The organism is Brevibacillus brevis NBRC 100599 (assembly GCF_000010165.1).
In the GTDB taxonomy this organism is placed as follows: domain Bacteria; phylum Bacillota; class Bacilli; order Brevibacillales; family Brevibacillaceae; genus Brevibacillus; species Brevibacillus brevis_D.
In genome coordinates, this window is sequence record NC_012491.1 from 5,359,536 (window position 1) to 5,372,467 (window position 12,932).

Here is a 12,932-nt window from a genome sequence, read left to right on the forward strand (position 1 = left end):
CTGCGGCTTTTCTTTTATTTCTTCAATACGACTGCTTTTCGCGGCTCGTCCCACTCCACTTGCAAACCAAGTAAGGCGGCAAGCTCTCTTGTTTTCGCAAAAGCAGTTCCCTGGTCGTTTACATAGGAGACTTCCTGTCCGTTCACGGTCACTTTTTGCGTGGAAGGCTCCCATTCCACTGCTCCACCAACTGCCTCGGCAATCATACGAATGGGTACATAGGATACATCATCGATTAGTTTGCCTGTAGAAGTAAGTGTCAGTTCAACGTCGCACTTATCCACATCAGGCTGTGGTTTTTGTGGATAAGCTGTGAGAAACCTGTGGACATCCTGTTGAAACTTTGTCCATGCGTCCTTCGCTGGCATTCCTGTATAGGTTTGTGCGGTCGTATTGACGACAAAAAAGGCTGGGCAGTTTTTTCCCGTAATGTCGTAATGACGCCACAGGTGCTCGACTCCCCAGCCATGTCGCTTCAAGATATCCGCGGTCAGCGCCACTGTTTGCTCGTACATTTTCGCAAAGCTTCCATCTGCATTGACGCACATTTCAATCCCAATCGTGCAGTTATTCGGATAGTTGCTCAATTTGTTCAAGGCGGCCTGTGAATAAGTCTGCGCCCCGACGTGGTAGCCCATCTCGTCCTCCGGCAGGCAGCGAATGATTTGCTTGTCGTCCACGATGTAGTGTGCGCTCGCTACTGTCGTTGGTTTGTTGAAGTAGTTTCGGTTTGCGGTGGCATTCGCCCCGCTGCGTTCGTTGGCCGTCCAGTGGATGACGACTCCTTTTGGGACGATCTTCTTTTTGGGACGGGAATTTACGTTGGTCAGAAGCATCTCGGTGATATTCATTGTTTACTAGGACTCCTTTCGTTTGGCACGCTCTGCCTTTGCCTTGATTTCGGCGCTGACTAATTTCTCGACGGATTTGGGCATCGGCCAGCCTGCGCGGTGGGCATTGGCGGTCAGGCTTGTCCACGTGTGGTAGATGAGGCCGAAGGTGACGCCGTAGAATAAGAAGCCTGGGGTGCCCATGACGCGGTCTAGGAGATTGGCTACGGCTGGTAGGGCCATGAGGAATAAGGTGCGGGGGATTCGGGACAGGCCGTAGTCGGAGGAGTAGGATTGGTCTTTTTTGGCGGCGGAGATGCCGGTGATCCAGTCGAGGGCGATTAGGAAGAAGAGGACGATGAGGATGTCTTGGCGGTTGGTGCCGTATAGATAATGAAAGGCGGGCGACACGATTGCACCTGCTGTGGTCGCCCAGGCGTTTGCTGGGGTTGCGATGGTGTCTAGGCTGTGTAGGGGTTTCATGGTGTCTCCTCCTTTCGCTTACATAGCAAAAAAGGCCCCGCTTAGAACGAAGCCTTTTATTATTTTCGTGAACAAGAGTGTCATAACAAAGAAAAAGCGCCCTTTCATGTAAAAAGAGTGCTTAGGCCTTGTATGATTGTCCAGTAATGGTTTTAAACTCTTCTACGGTGATCTTTCCGAAGGAAACTATCTGTTTAAGCTGATCAGTGGTTGCCCAACCACAAGTATAGTAATACTGCCACTTTTGATAGTCTGTCATACTACAAGCCTCCTTGGGATAGTCTTAATTCAAGGTTAACGATGGATTGCCCGAGAACCTTGTTTTCGTTCTGTAATTGCAGAATTTGCAATTCTTTTTCTACCAATTGTCGTCCCGTGATTTCTGGCTCAGACTGTGGCCGTTGCCAGTTCTTGATCTTACCTATTTCTTGATTAGTTAGACCCTCTTCCCACTGCTCCCCCGTCCATTTTGCTTTAAAGAGTCCGTCAGTTGGCCTTTCTTTCACAATGTCTTCCGGAATCTGTTCAGGTGGTAAATCTGCACTGATCAGTACTGGTTCTACGAAAAAACCATTTACATCGATTCTGTATGCTTGGATTTGAGACATACGATTTATCTCTCCTCGTTATGTTTTTTTGGCTCGGAAGCTTGCACCAGTAAAGATAACCCTTATCCCACCTAGTGGTGGAGGATTATTGGAGTTATAAAATAGTTGTATGTCACCCGTGTAGTGGTCGATAAAAATATACCCTTGGTACAATTTTTCCTTCGCGCTCAATGAAGTAATTACAACGGGCACTTCCGTAAAGTACCTTGGACGGTGCATAAGCATCAGAGTAGCCATAAGACTGCCTTGTTGAGGCGTACTGGCTAAAGTAAGCTCGCCCATCAATATAACAATTCCAGAATTGTCTTCATTGTCTGCGATCAACCCAGCACTCGCCGGTTCATTTGTATTGGCAGTAGACCATCCGTTTTTCGGTGTCAAATCCCATTGGATTGAGTTGTGAAAATAATTGGCATACGATGAAATAGTATCTAGTTTCTGTTTATCGGCGCTACTCATAAACCCATGTAAGGAATCAGATGCCAAATGCGCCGCCATGTTATCTGCTCTCATTACTTCGCTATTCAGGAATTTGAACGAGCGATCTCCTGCGTTAGCTGATAGGATCTGATTCGAACCATTCTGTGATAAAACATCAAATCTATTTGAATGGGCATAGAGCGCCGTACGTTGATTAACTGTTTCCGAGATTTTCGTTCCATTCGTAAGGTTCACTTCTGGCGCCAAGACGAATCCAAGGTCACCCTCAACACTATATGGGGTCGGTTTTGTCCCTGCTTCTAGCTTGATTTTGCGCCATGCAGCATTTGTAAGCGTTGTACTTGGGTTAATGGCGAGAAGTACTTTTACCTTTGCAGTAAGCGGTGGCGTTGTTGCTGTAAAGAAATAAAATGACCACTTTCTACCGTTTTGCGCTGTTACATTCTTACTATTAATGAGTGTGCCATCGGTCTTGTAATACTGTACTTCTAAATAAATTGCGCCAGAAGTTATGCCGATTGTCTGCATTTCTCCTGACAATGAAAGCTGAGTATTTTCATTCATATCAATAAAGTCGCTGCTCAAATAGGGTCGCTCGTTAGCAGCGGCGCCAACTCTTGTTGCGAAGTAATCCCCTTCGCCCTCACTTCCTTTAACCACAGAAATCTTTTTCCCGCTTTGATCAGACCAACCTAAAAGTCCAAAACGACCTGTAGAGTTTTTCAATAGGTTTGGATTGTTTTGAATCTCCGGATTGCCTTGATGAAATACTTGTTGATTGTTAACCAATACCTTGCCAGCACCATTGGTTAGGAGATTGATGCCGCCATCAACTTTTTCGTTTGCCAGTGTGAAATCAATCGTTGAGTTATTTGGAAAACCTATATGAGCCTCTCTCTTTGATGGATTGTCTTTGTCTGGATAAAATTGCAAAAACACATGATCATCAGGTGCAAATGCTTTAATAGATGGATACCCATAAAAAACAGGTCGGATCGCATTTACTTTCTCATCTAAACTTTTATGAGCACTTTCGATGCCATCCTCCATGTAGTTAAGGCGAACTTCATCTACTGGCGTACCTGCTATTTGCTTCCAGGCGGGAAGAATCTTGGCAGTACCATCCGTGTTTTGTGTAATCGTGTATGTGTTCGGACGATCAACCAATCGATTAACATGTTGTTGCTTGTTATAAACCATCCTATCCACCTACCTTCCAGTTTACTTCTATGGGAATACTGATAGCTATTTCCCTCTCCGGTTTTGTAATGTTTACGTTATCCTGCCAAACCACCTCGCCTTTAACATCCTTTACTATACGCTTCGTGATAAGACCTGCTTGTTTTGCCTGAATCCGAACGAGAATCGTTATTTTGCTCGGACCCTGACGTGTCTTTTCAAGGGTGGCTGGGAACAAGTTACCATCGATTTCGACCTCTGCTTGATGGAAAATCGATTCCAAGGCATTCGTTTGTTGCTTGAGTGCGTAATCTGTTAACATAAATCGTTCTCACCTCCCGCATAAAAAGCCCCACAATCTTGAGTGATACTCTCGTAAGTCTGATAGGTTCCTATTTTGAACTCTAGATGTCCACTTCGTCTTATGACGATTCTCTCTCTGTTAACATGAACTGGGCGCATCTGTTCAAACATATCGTGAAGCATGATCAAATCAATCGGTAGCTGAAGCGAAAATTCAAATTCAATTTCCTTTTTCGAAAAGTCTTCTGTTACTGAAATTAAATCACCAACTGTTTGTCCTAATGACCGAAGTACTGGCATCGTAAATGGGAGTCTACCCCAGTGTTTCCTTTGAATGTTCTTTCTCCGATCATCAACAAGCATCAGTTGCTTGTTCCCGAAATAAATCCAATCCCATACATCTAACCCCCAGGTTGCTGTCAGGGGTAAAAACTGTTGCTCAACGTCTGAACGTTTTTGAGAATGGGCGTCTAATGCGCTGATTGCACCCTCAAAATGAAGTTCAGCGACTTTATTCTCATACCACTGCTGCGGTAACATGCTTCGGTATCTTTCTGGAATCATACAGATACCACCAATGACAGTGTAGACACAGAATCCGCTGGTACGGTTAGGTTTGCCTTTTCACCGTTTAATGTGTATTCAGTAAAATCACTTACTCCATCCACGAAAAAGAGGGCCCCTAACTGTTGATACACGATAAGGGAACGCCCTTTGAGATATGCTTTAATTAGTGTTGTGATTTGCTCCTTCACTTTCGCAACCTCCACTTCTGGCTGTACAACAAGGCGTACTGAAATAGAGATAGGGAACACCTTCGCAGGAAAGACGTTTAGATCGTGAAGCGCCTTCCGATTGTCTTCTAGTTTTGTTCGTACTTGCTGAACTAGCTCTGCAGCCGCCGGCTGACCACTTAGGTTCGTAATATATACATCAATCGAATTGTCGTGACGCGCTTTCTCAACAGCTACAGCCCCTCCAACCCCCTCAGTGTTCCGTGCCCACCGTTCGTAGTCAGCGCGCCGACCGTCCCCGTCTTCTGTGCGTGCTCTATCTATCAACCTTTGCTTGTAGGAAATGTCAGCTTCGTCTTTATGTCTTCCGAGTCCGAAGAAGACTCCATTTGCGTCAAGATATTCCCCTTCAGCCCATGGCAGAAATCGCTGTAAAAAGCCATATTCAAATAACTGCTGCTGATCACTAATCTCTTCTGCTAATGGATAAAGCAAATCGTAAAACAGTTCACCCTCTTCTGTCGCAGGTGGAGTTTCACCACGCTCTTTGGCAATGACCGCCATCCGATTTGCTATTCTCTGATAAATCTGGTCAGCCGTCTCCCGAAGTATCGGCATTTCCGGCTTCTCTAACGTTGCCATGCATCCACCTCCATTCTCGTCGAACCACGTATCCCAGCAATCTCCACATACAAAATAACCCGATTCCCCTCAAAGCGGATATCAAGCACCTCCGCGCGTTCAATCTCACTGTGCGCTTCCAGCGCTTCTTGCACTTGTGCCTTAATCACAGGCAAGGACAATGCAGACCGCATTCGCCCCTTGTCGGACAAAAAATCCACGCCATACCGCTCCGAGTAGATCGCATAACGGAACCGCCGTGTATGGAGGATCTTTTTCACCGTCTCCTCCAAGTACTCTACGTAAGTCGTAGTGCGCAAATATCTGCCATCTGGTCCCTGCCTTAGCTGCTTCGTTTCCCAATCGAACCGATATGTCCACGGAATGGGCAACTCGGTTCCTTGCGCGAATATCTCATCTGTCCCTTGCAACTGCGGAAACATCATTCCACCACCCCGAGCAGGAGGTATTGCTCGTTGTTGCATCGCAACAGAGCTACTTTTTTACCCACATCTTCTTGCAACAATCGGGCAGAACGCAGTACAGACAGCTCATACGACTCCAAGGGTGTCGGATCCTCATCCAGCTTTACAGACAAAGGCGAGAGCGACAAAAGCTTGCCGAATTCCCCTTGCGTATTCTCGATGCCGTCCTGCGCATGCCCTCGCAGTTTTGCGATAACTGAATGCATCCCTTACGTCCTCCTTTCCAATTGAAGATCCATTGTGTATTGACCGCCACGCCAACGCGCCTGGCAGCTGGTGACGATCCAATCGGTGATGGATTTATTGTCCTTTTCCATGATTTTGATTAGCCAGCCTGCGCGAAGTCTCGCAGCATTTTCATCCTCGTGCTTGACCGAAATGGAGCGTGTCTTGGGGATTTTGGACAACTCTGCAAGCTGCTTGGCTGCCAATCCAGCCACGTTTTTGTCCTCGCCTGCATCGATGACTTTTTGCATGCGTCCGATTTGTTTGACCAGGCTATCGTTAGATTTCGTTGCACTGCTCACGACCCGATCATCCCGGTAGCGCTCTGCTGTCACGACGGTGTAAACCTCCTCGATGCTCTCACCCGTCGAACTGCTTGTGAGCAAGCTCGCCTTGAACATCGGGATGATGCTGTTTTTCCCCTCGGGCAGTACCGTCAGCTTGTCTCGCTGGTATTGTACAAAATAGCGGATGCCTGTCTTTTCGTACGCCTGCTCTGTCAGTGATGTAAAGAGAGACGTATACGATTGGGACGAGATCCTCTCCTTGACCGTAAAACCGAATGCCGGGCAGCTAAAATAGATACCTGCCGACTTGATAATTCGTGCAAGCTCTGTCCCTGCATCTCCATCTAGCTTGAGCCTGGAGACTTCGTTTTTTTGCAAATACCAGCCAAGCTCGTATGCTGTTGCAGATAAATCGCCTGTCCGATCATCCCTGTCAAAACGAACGAGCGGGCCATGAAAAAGCTGCTGGGATTCTTTTAACTCCGCACCTGCAAAGAGCATCAAAAAACCCGCCGTTTGCAGCGGCGGGCCTCCCTTGATTTTCACATCACAATTTTGGGCGATTTGTCCCCTGGCAGAGGACCAGGAAAGCTCGGTAACGGCTGGGGTCAGGTCATAGCGGGTCTGTTCTTTTCCGTAAATGACTTTCATTTCGTCTGCCCTCCGTTACATTCTATTTTCTCTTTCTAGCTTTTCGTGAATCTCTCTTTTCCTGTCTTCCAACCTTTTACTGTCTATCCGTGGGGCCGCTCGCTTCTTCTGCGTCTTCTTTGCTACCTTTCCGCTCGTGTTCGGACGAGCTGGCTGCTGTCGCGTAATGACCGCACCCGGGGATAAAAGCTGCGTCTGATTGCTCCACGTAATGAATTCATCTTTGACAAACAACGGTAGCTCAATCGAGCCATGAAAATCGACGTTTTTTCCTTGGAATTTTCCGTCGCATGGCCCGATGAGCACATTCCACGCCAAATCAAGCTCGTCTATAGTCAAAAGTGCTTCAGAGCCCGTTAAGCGATCCAATCCAGCAAGCCATTGCCTAGGCCCCTGATAGCCCTGTACCTCGACATAGGGGGCCGTACTGTCTCCGGGTAAGATGAAGTCAAAAGAGATGGACTTTGGACGTCTGGAAGAGATGCGATTGCCGGACAATAACGTAATCGATGTCGAGCTTTCGATGTCGTTGCCGTAGCCACGAAACTGGATTTCCGCAGGTGTAACCGGAAACGTCAGCCTATATTTTCCCTGTAGACGGATCATTTCGTTACTCCTCCCCTCGTCTCTATTGCATCCAGCAGGGAGCGCTCGATGATGTCCTTGATTCTCTGCGCAACAGATGGATCGCTGAGCATTTTTAACATGGTTGGGATATCTTGCAGTACGCCTTGTACGTGCAGTGGAATCGAAACTTGCGGAATAGCAATGGAGACAGGCTGCGGATTCCCAGGTGAGTTACCAACAGGCGAATGATTCGGAGCAGCAGGACCTGCTTGAATTGCTGGTTTCATAGCTGCAGCTCCCGCAGATGCCTCAGGAGTCTTGTTCTGCCACCACGACTTGATCCCATCATAGAGGGCACCACCTGCAGTTGATCCACCCATGCCACCAATAAGACCACCAACTATCCCCCCGATTGCTGTACCAATCCCAGGTAACACCGAACCAATAACTGCTCCAGTAGCCGCTCCCGCTGCTGCCCCTCCCCAGCCACCAAGTGCTTCTGCCCCCACTTGTGCTGCAGTATCCAGCTTGTTCGCTGAACCTGCAATAGCTGTGACGCCTAGTAAAGTTCCAAGAAGAGGAACCCTTCTGAGTCCTCCTTTCAGCATTTTTTTCCAGCCACCGCTGGCAGCTTTACCAGTCTCAGCATGATTGCCGCCACTATCTGGTCCGGGTTGATTTCCTGCAGCAGAGGAGGTAGTTGGCGCACTGTTTTGATTTTTGTTTTTGCCGTCTGTTTTCTCTGCTTCTTTTTGCGGATTACCGCCACCAGCGTCCGGTTGTTTTTTTCCTGCCGTAGAAGTTGTTGGGGCATTGTTTTGACCTCTGCTCGTTGTTTTCCCCGCTTGTCCTTGAGGACCACCACTATTCGAAGCAGATTTTTCTCCTGTTGGAGGGCGATCCGGAGAATTTTTTTTCTTTGATTTCTTTTTAGAAGAAGGACTTTGTGTGCCATCGCAGCAACAGCAGCAGTCTTTTCCGCCAGTCTCTTCTTGAGGAAACTTTTCTTTGGTTGTCCGAAGATCTTTGATTTTTCTCAGTTGAGATATTATATGGTACAGAGCACTGCCAAGGATTAGTACTCCTCCGACAAAAATCGTAGTACTTTTTATCGACTCGTTCAAAGAGTTAAACGAGCCCATTACTCCTTCAGCTGCTTTCGAAATCCCTGTATTTATCTCAGACATTTGTTCTGCGTACAGAGTCGCGATCTCCATGGCCTCGTTTCTCGCCATCGCTTGTGCCTGCCCAGTTTTATAATAAGCATCGTTCTGAGCAGACAGTTGATGCGCATTCACCGCTTCATTCCCGACTTTATATGCGCTCTCTTTCCCCATTTCCGGCACAAAATCCCCTGTTGCCGTATCATTTACTTCTCGCAGACCCTTCGCCATGTCATCTCCGGCATCGCCTGTCAAAGTATCGAATGCACGTTGTTGTAACGTTTGATCCTTGATGCTAGAAAAAGTCATCAGGAGTTTCCCGAGGGCGATATTTATTGTTTCTTTCTCCCCTGTTGCGAGACTTCGATTCAGCGTTGCTATATCTTGGGCGGCCTTGGCCTTTGCATCCTTCTTATTTTGAGCCTTGTAATGCTTCTCAAGGATTGCGGCGAGATCACCATTACCCGACATCTTCATTGCATTCTCATACAACGCACCATACGTTTTAAAATCATTCAAAAGGTTCCCTATAGAGACAAAGGTAGCGGCCATTTTTTCAGGCGTATTCAGCAAATTGCCATTCTGTAGGTTGAAGTGAGCCAGAGACTCCACAAATTTTCCAGTCGCGGCTCCCCCTCCCTTGTTGCTTAAATACTGAACGGCATTTGACTGCCTAACGGTACTTTCATTACCCGTAGAAATCTCAATGGAGCTCATCATTTTCATGATGTCATCTTCCGTAAACCGCGTCGTGTATTTCAGCATGCTTGCTTTTTCTGCATACTTTAAACCATTGGATGCATGCACAAGTTCAGCTTTGGCCATGAGGCTGTATGCTTGATCTTTCTTTATATCAGGGTTGAGCTCACGTATGGTTATGGAAGTCTCTTCTATCTTCAGGAGTTGCTCCTTACTTTTGCCACCAGCTTCAAAAAGTGTGCGTTCTCTTTCTGTCGCCTGAGCTTCTTGGGCAACCGAACTCAGCGTTGTTCCAACAGCCTTTTCGATCATGGGAGTTAGTGAGCCCAGGAGTCCTTTTGCGAAATCGTCATATTTACCTACTAAATCAAGCGCTCCCATCATTGTTCCTGCCATTCTTTCACCTCCTTGTCCTCCCAGATGTCTACACCCAGCAGAACCCGAAAAAAGCCGGGAGACCTATCCCCCAGCCCTTTCCTCATCCTCTGCCTCAATCATCTGACAAGCAAAAATAAACAGCTTCTGCTTGTACAAATCGACTTCGTACTCGAGTAGATCCGACGGGCGGCCCCTGCCTTTTAGAAAAGCACGGCAAATATGCCAGGCCTCGCCGTCAGATCGGATTAGTTTTTTGCTTCTTCAATGGCTTCTTCTTCCGTTTGGGTCGCATTGACTTCACGGACTGCATTGAGTAGCTTGGTGTAGCCTTCTGGGTTGTCGCGGAAAATTTTCTCGACGAGCTCATACTTGGTGCCAACCTTGTACGCTTTCTTGAGCTCTTCCTGATTCCAAGGGAATTCGTGCTCCGTGGCCTTCACCAAACGAGCATCGTTGTACAGGAACCAATCCGTTTTCTCTCCCTTGTCAGCCATGCGTTCGCAATCGCGCAGCTCGGACAAATTCAGTTGGCGTACCTTCCACTCGTCACCATCAATGGTGACGGTGATTTCTTTTCGCGGAGTTTGTTCATTAGCCTTGGCCAAAAATTTCTCGAGTTTGTTTTTGTTCATATTCAAGCACTCTCCTATTCGGTGTAGATTGGCAATTCATCTAGGTAGTCCGGCTTCTCGATGGAAATCCCTTTTAGATCGTAGGTCGCGTGATCGTTGCCGTCTGCTTTGGCTTCCCACAGCGTAATCTCGTCTGGGTTCAGCACGATATTGGAAATGCGGACGCGTTCGGAGTTGCCGGCTTCCTTGTCCAGCGTCTCGCCGATCAGGAATGGGAGGACAGGGGTCTTGCCTTGCGTCAATTGATCGACGCAGTAGTATTTTAGCGCAGCGTTGGTTGCGGTAATTTTCAATGTCACTTCTACATGCCAGTCGTTGACGGTTTGGATTTTTCCTTTTTGCAGGCGATTCGTGTCGCCATACTCTACCTTGAGAACCATTTTGCCTTCCAAGGTACCGAAGATCGGGTCTCCGTTTTCATCGTAAATCTGGCAGTTTTTGAGTTTAATATCGCGTGCAATAGCCAATTACAGCACCTCCCAGTCAATGTCAAAGTATTCGATGGCATCAAGCGGCTTCGCAGACAAGAGGAAGCCACGGCGATCCCCGATGCCATTCTTTTTATCCGTAAATGTCCAGCCCGTATCAATCGCGCCCTGCTGCTCGCGGACGGTCATGTACGCGTTGACGGCAGAGACAAACACCGCGCCGCCCAAATCGTTGTTGCCGAGCTTGCCTTTGTATTTCTTGCCGACTTGGCTGATGTCGTTGACGATCTGATCCAGCGTCATGCTGACACGGATTTTGCCGTAGTCCTCGCGCTCATGCGTACCCAGAACAGCCAGCGTATTGACGGCGCTCTCGATGATGTACACGTCTCCGTCGCGAGTTGCGATCAGCGTTCCAGAACCGAGCGCACTCAAAATATCCGTGTGGCCCCAATCCTTGAGCGCTTTTTTCAATGGAACGACGACGGCCGTCAGCGATTCATGCGCAGGTGTCGCGGCGATCATACCCGCCACCCATGCGGCCCACTCCAGGCTGCCGTATACTTTTCCGTTGTTGTGTTGACCAGCGATAGCACTGTTCACGACAAAACGGGCATTTTGCGCCACTGAGCGCTCGATGTGCTTCGCCATGTTCTCGTCGTCCGCCGCTTTTCCACCGATTACCAGCGTGCTGAGCTTCTTGTTTTGTGTGCGACGATCGCTCATGAATTGCTTTGCTGCCGCTTGTACAGCCGAATCGTCAAAAGGCAGATACATCGCGTCAAAATCAGCTCCGGACACAGCCATGAACAGCTTGGTAGAGTCAGCTGAGGCAAGCGCTACCGTGCCACTTTTCGCTCCTGTTAGCGCTGTTTCCGGCACGATTGTAACGGCAGTCTCACCCAGCTTTTTCACACGCACATAGTTGGATTGGCTCGTTTTTGCTGCCAGCTCATTCGCATCCGCAAACGAAAACTTCTCCGTTTGCAGCGGGCCTGTTACCTGAAGTTCTTTTTTACCTGGCTCGGACGTCGAGACCGTGATCGTAACCTTCAGCTCGTTACCTACCAAACCCGGATACAGAGCCTCGACTCTGATTGCATCGGCTTGCTCATACGCTGCTTTTGTGGCTGTGCCATTCGTCATGCGGTACGCGAGAATCGTCGCCCCGCCTTCTGCTGCCAGCTCCACGGTATCGACCTTGCCAAATGTCTGGGCAATTCGCTCCTCAAAGCTCCCCAGCTTGACCAGCTCATCTGGCGCACCCCACTCCGCTTGATACGGTACCAGTACGACACCGCTCTTCGGTACTACACGTTCTTTTGCTTTTGCGATCAGTTCGACCGTTACACCCGGACGTTCACGTTGAATGGTCATGCTTACACCCCGCCTTTGTATTTGGTCAGTCGGCTCTTCACTTGTCCTTCTGCCAGTGGTTGATCATCTGCTTCAGAAAAAAGAGCACCTGCTACCTCGAACCGTTCGGCTCCAAGGTAAGCGGCGCTCTTGATCCACTCATGTTTGGTTTGCACAAGCTCTGGGGCCTGTGCTTGTTGTTCTTTTCGTGCCACTATGATCGGACCCCCTCTACATCAAATTCGTTGATTTTTTCTGTGACTGCTCTCTGCACCGCCACGTTGTAGGTGAACTGGAACGCGATTTCCGTCCGGTCCTTTTTATCCCGCCAAATACGCAAGGTGGAGCTGTCGATCTCGATGGACAATCCAGACGTCTTGCCTTGATAAGTGAACTGCCTTTGGCGAAGAAGCTCACGCAGCGGTTCGGCTGAAAGCGGCTGGTAGACGCCCGCTACCTTTGGATAGTGGAGGACGATGGCTGCTTCTGAGACCACCTGATAGGAAGTGAGGCTTCTTCCTTCTTCACGAACCCCTTGCGTCAAAAGAAACGCGATAGGCGGTTGGAATCGCTGCGCCATCCAATCGTCCACATTCACAACAGTAGACAGCTCAGGATACGCTTCCTTCACCAGTTCACTGAGAACAGCTAGCTCACGATCCATCCAGCTTCCACCTCCCATACTTGCGGTATTCTCATCTGTCTTCGTCACATGTCTCTTCCCCCCACTATTTCACTTCATTTGGCAAGGTATCCACGGCAAATACCCGCCGAGCAGGGAGCGAGTGCCTTTGGCTTTGACTCGCAACATCGTGTGGCGTCAATTGCCGTTTTCCCCGCTCGCCGGACATTTGAGTCGTCG

At 48.5% G+C, this 12,932-nt stretch carries 18 protein-coding genes; all 18 read right to left on the reverse strand.

What is annotated here, in order from left to right:
• Positions 1-14: 14 nt before the first annotated feature.
• On the reverse strand, positions 15-851 hold the full coding sequence (locus tag BBR47_RS25440; protein WP_015893314.1) for an N-acetylmuramoyl-L-alanine amidase: 837 nt from the start codon (positions 849-851) through the stop codon (positions 15-17).
• Between the two features lie 6 nt (positions 852-857).
• Positions 858-1,313, reverse strand: coding sequence for a phage holin family protein (locus tag BBR47_RS25445; protein ID WP_015893315.1), 456 nt, complete (start codon positions 1,311-1,313; stop codon positions 858-860).
• A gap of 121 nt (positions 1,314-1,434) precedes the next feature.
• Positions 1,435-1,572 (reverse strand): XkdX family protein, encoded by a 138-nt coding sequence (locus tag BBR47_RS30640; RefSeq protein ID WP_081437276.1) that lies wholly within the window; start codon positions 1,570-1,572, stop codon positions 1,435-1,437.
• A 1-nt stretch (position 1,573) separates the two neighbouring features.
• Positions 1,574-1,921, reverse strand: coding sequence for a hypothetical protein (locus tag BBR47_RS25450; protein WP_015893316.1), 348 nt, complete (start codon positions 1,919-1,921; stop codon positions 1,574-1,576).
• 18 nt (positions 1,922-1,939) lie between these two features.
• On the reverse strand, positions 1,940-3,562 hold the full coding sequence (locus BBR47_RS31440; RefSeq protein ID WP_015893317.1) for a hypothetical protein: 1,623 nt from the start codon (positions 3,560-3,562) through the stop codon (positions 1,940-1,942).
• Between the two features lies 1 nt (position 3,563).
• Positions 3,564-3,863, reverse strand: a complete 300-nt coding sequence (locus BBR47_RS25460) for a hypothetical protein (RefSeq protein ID WP_015893318.1) — start codon at positions 3,861-3,863, stop codon at positions 3,564-3,566.
• Positions 3,857-4,408 (reverse strand): DUF2313 domain-containing protein, encoded by a 552-nt coding sequence (locus BBR47_RS25465; RefSeq protein WP_015893319.1) that lies wholly within the window; start codon positions 4,406-4,408, stop codon positions 3,857-3,859. Before BBR47_RS25465 ends, BBR47_RS25460 begins: the two co-directional genes overlap by 7 nt.
• Positions 4,405-5,220 (reverse strand): baseplate J/gp47 family protein, encoded by an 816-nt coding sequence (locus BBR47_RS25470; RefSeq protein ID WP_015893320.1) that lies wholly within the window; start codon positions 5,218-5,220, stop codon positions 4,405-4,407. The genes BBR47_RS25465 and BBR47_RS25470 overlap by 4 nt, the downstream gene beginning before the upstream one ends.
• Positions 5,208-5,642: a DUF2634 domain-containing protein gene (locus tag BBR47_RS25475; RefSeq protein WP_015893321.1), complete on the reverse strand. Its 435-nt coding sequence runs from the start codon at positions 5,640-5,642 to the stop codon at positions 5,208-5,210. The genes BBR47_RS25470 and BBR47_RS25475 overlap by 13 nt, the downstream gene beginning before the upstream one ends.
• The gene (locus tag BBR47_RS25480; protein ID WP_015893322.1) at positions 5,642-5,890 is read right to left on the reverse strand and encodes a hypothetical protein; all 249 of its coding nucleotides are present in this window, start codon (positions 5,888-5,890) and stop codon (positions 5,642-5,644) included. Before BBR47_RS25480 ends, BBR47_RS25475 begins: the two co-directional genes overlap by 1 nt.
• A 3-nt stretch (positions 5,891-5,893) precedes the next feature.
• On the reverse strand, positions 5,894-6,847 hold the full coding sequence (locus BBR47_RS25485) for an XkdQ/YqbQ family protein (protein WP_015893323.1): 954 nt from the start codon (positions 6,845-6,847) through the stop codon (positions 5,894-5,896).
• 15 nt (positions 6,848-6,862) lie between these two features.
• A complete protein-coding gene (locus tag BBR47_RS25490; RefSeq protein WP_015893324.1) occupies positions 6,863-7,453 on the reverse strand; it encodes a hypothetical protein in 591 nt (196 codons plus the stop codon).
• Positions 7,450-9,672, reverse strand: a complete 2,223-nt coding sequence (locus BBR47_RS25495) for a hypothetical protein (RefSeq protein ID WP_015893325.1) — start codon at positions 9,670-9,672, stop codon at positions 7,450-7,452. The genes BBR47_RS25490 and BBR47_RS25495 overlap by 4 nt, the downstream gene beginning before the upstream one ends.
• Positions 9,673-9,899: 227 nt before the next feature.
• Positions 9,900-10,286: a phage tail assembly chaperone gene (locus tag BBR47_RS25500; protein ID WP_015893326.1), complete on the reverse strand. Its 387-nt coding sequence runs from the start codon at positions 10,284-10,286 to the stop codon at positions 9,900-9,902.
• A 14-nt stretch (positions 10,287-10,300) separates the two neighbouring features.
• Complete coding sequence (locus BBR47_RS25505; protein WP_015893327.1) at positions 10,301-10,753, reverse strand: hypothetical protein; 453 nt, start codon at positions 10,751-10,753, stop codon at positions 10,301-10,303.
• Positions 10,754-12,091: a phage tail sheath subtilisin-like domain-containing protein gene (locus tag BBR47_RS25510; protein ID WP_015893328.1), complete on the reverse strand. Its 1,338-nt coding sequence runs from the start codon at positions 12,089-12,091 to the stop codon at positions 10,754-10,756.
• 2 nt (positions 12,092-12,093) lie between these two features.
• On the reverse strand, positions 12,094-12,285 hold the full coding sequence (locus BBR47_RS25515; RefSeq protein WP_015893329.1) for a hypothetical protein: 192 nt from the start codon (positions 12,283-12,285) through the stop codon (positions 12,094-12,096).
• On the reverse strand, positions 12,285-12,782 hold the full coding sequence (locus tag BBR47_RS25520) for a hypothetical protein (protein WP_231850521.1): 498 nt from the start codon (positions 12,780-12,782) through the stop codon (positions 12,285-12,287). Before BBR47_RS25520 ends, BBR47_RS25515 begins: the two co-directional genes overlap by 1 nt.
• Between the last annotated feature and the right edge of the window lie 150 nt (positions 12,783-12,932).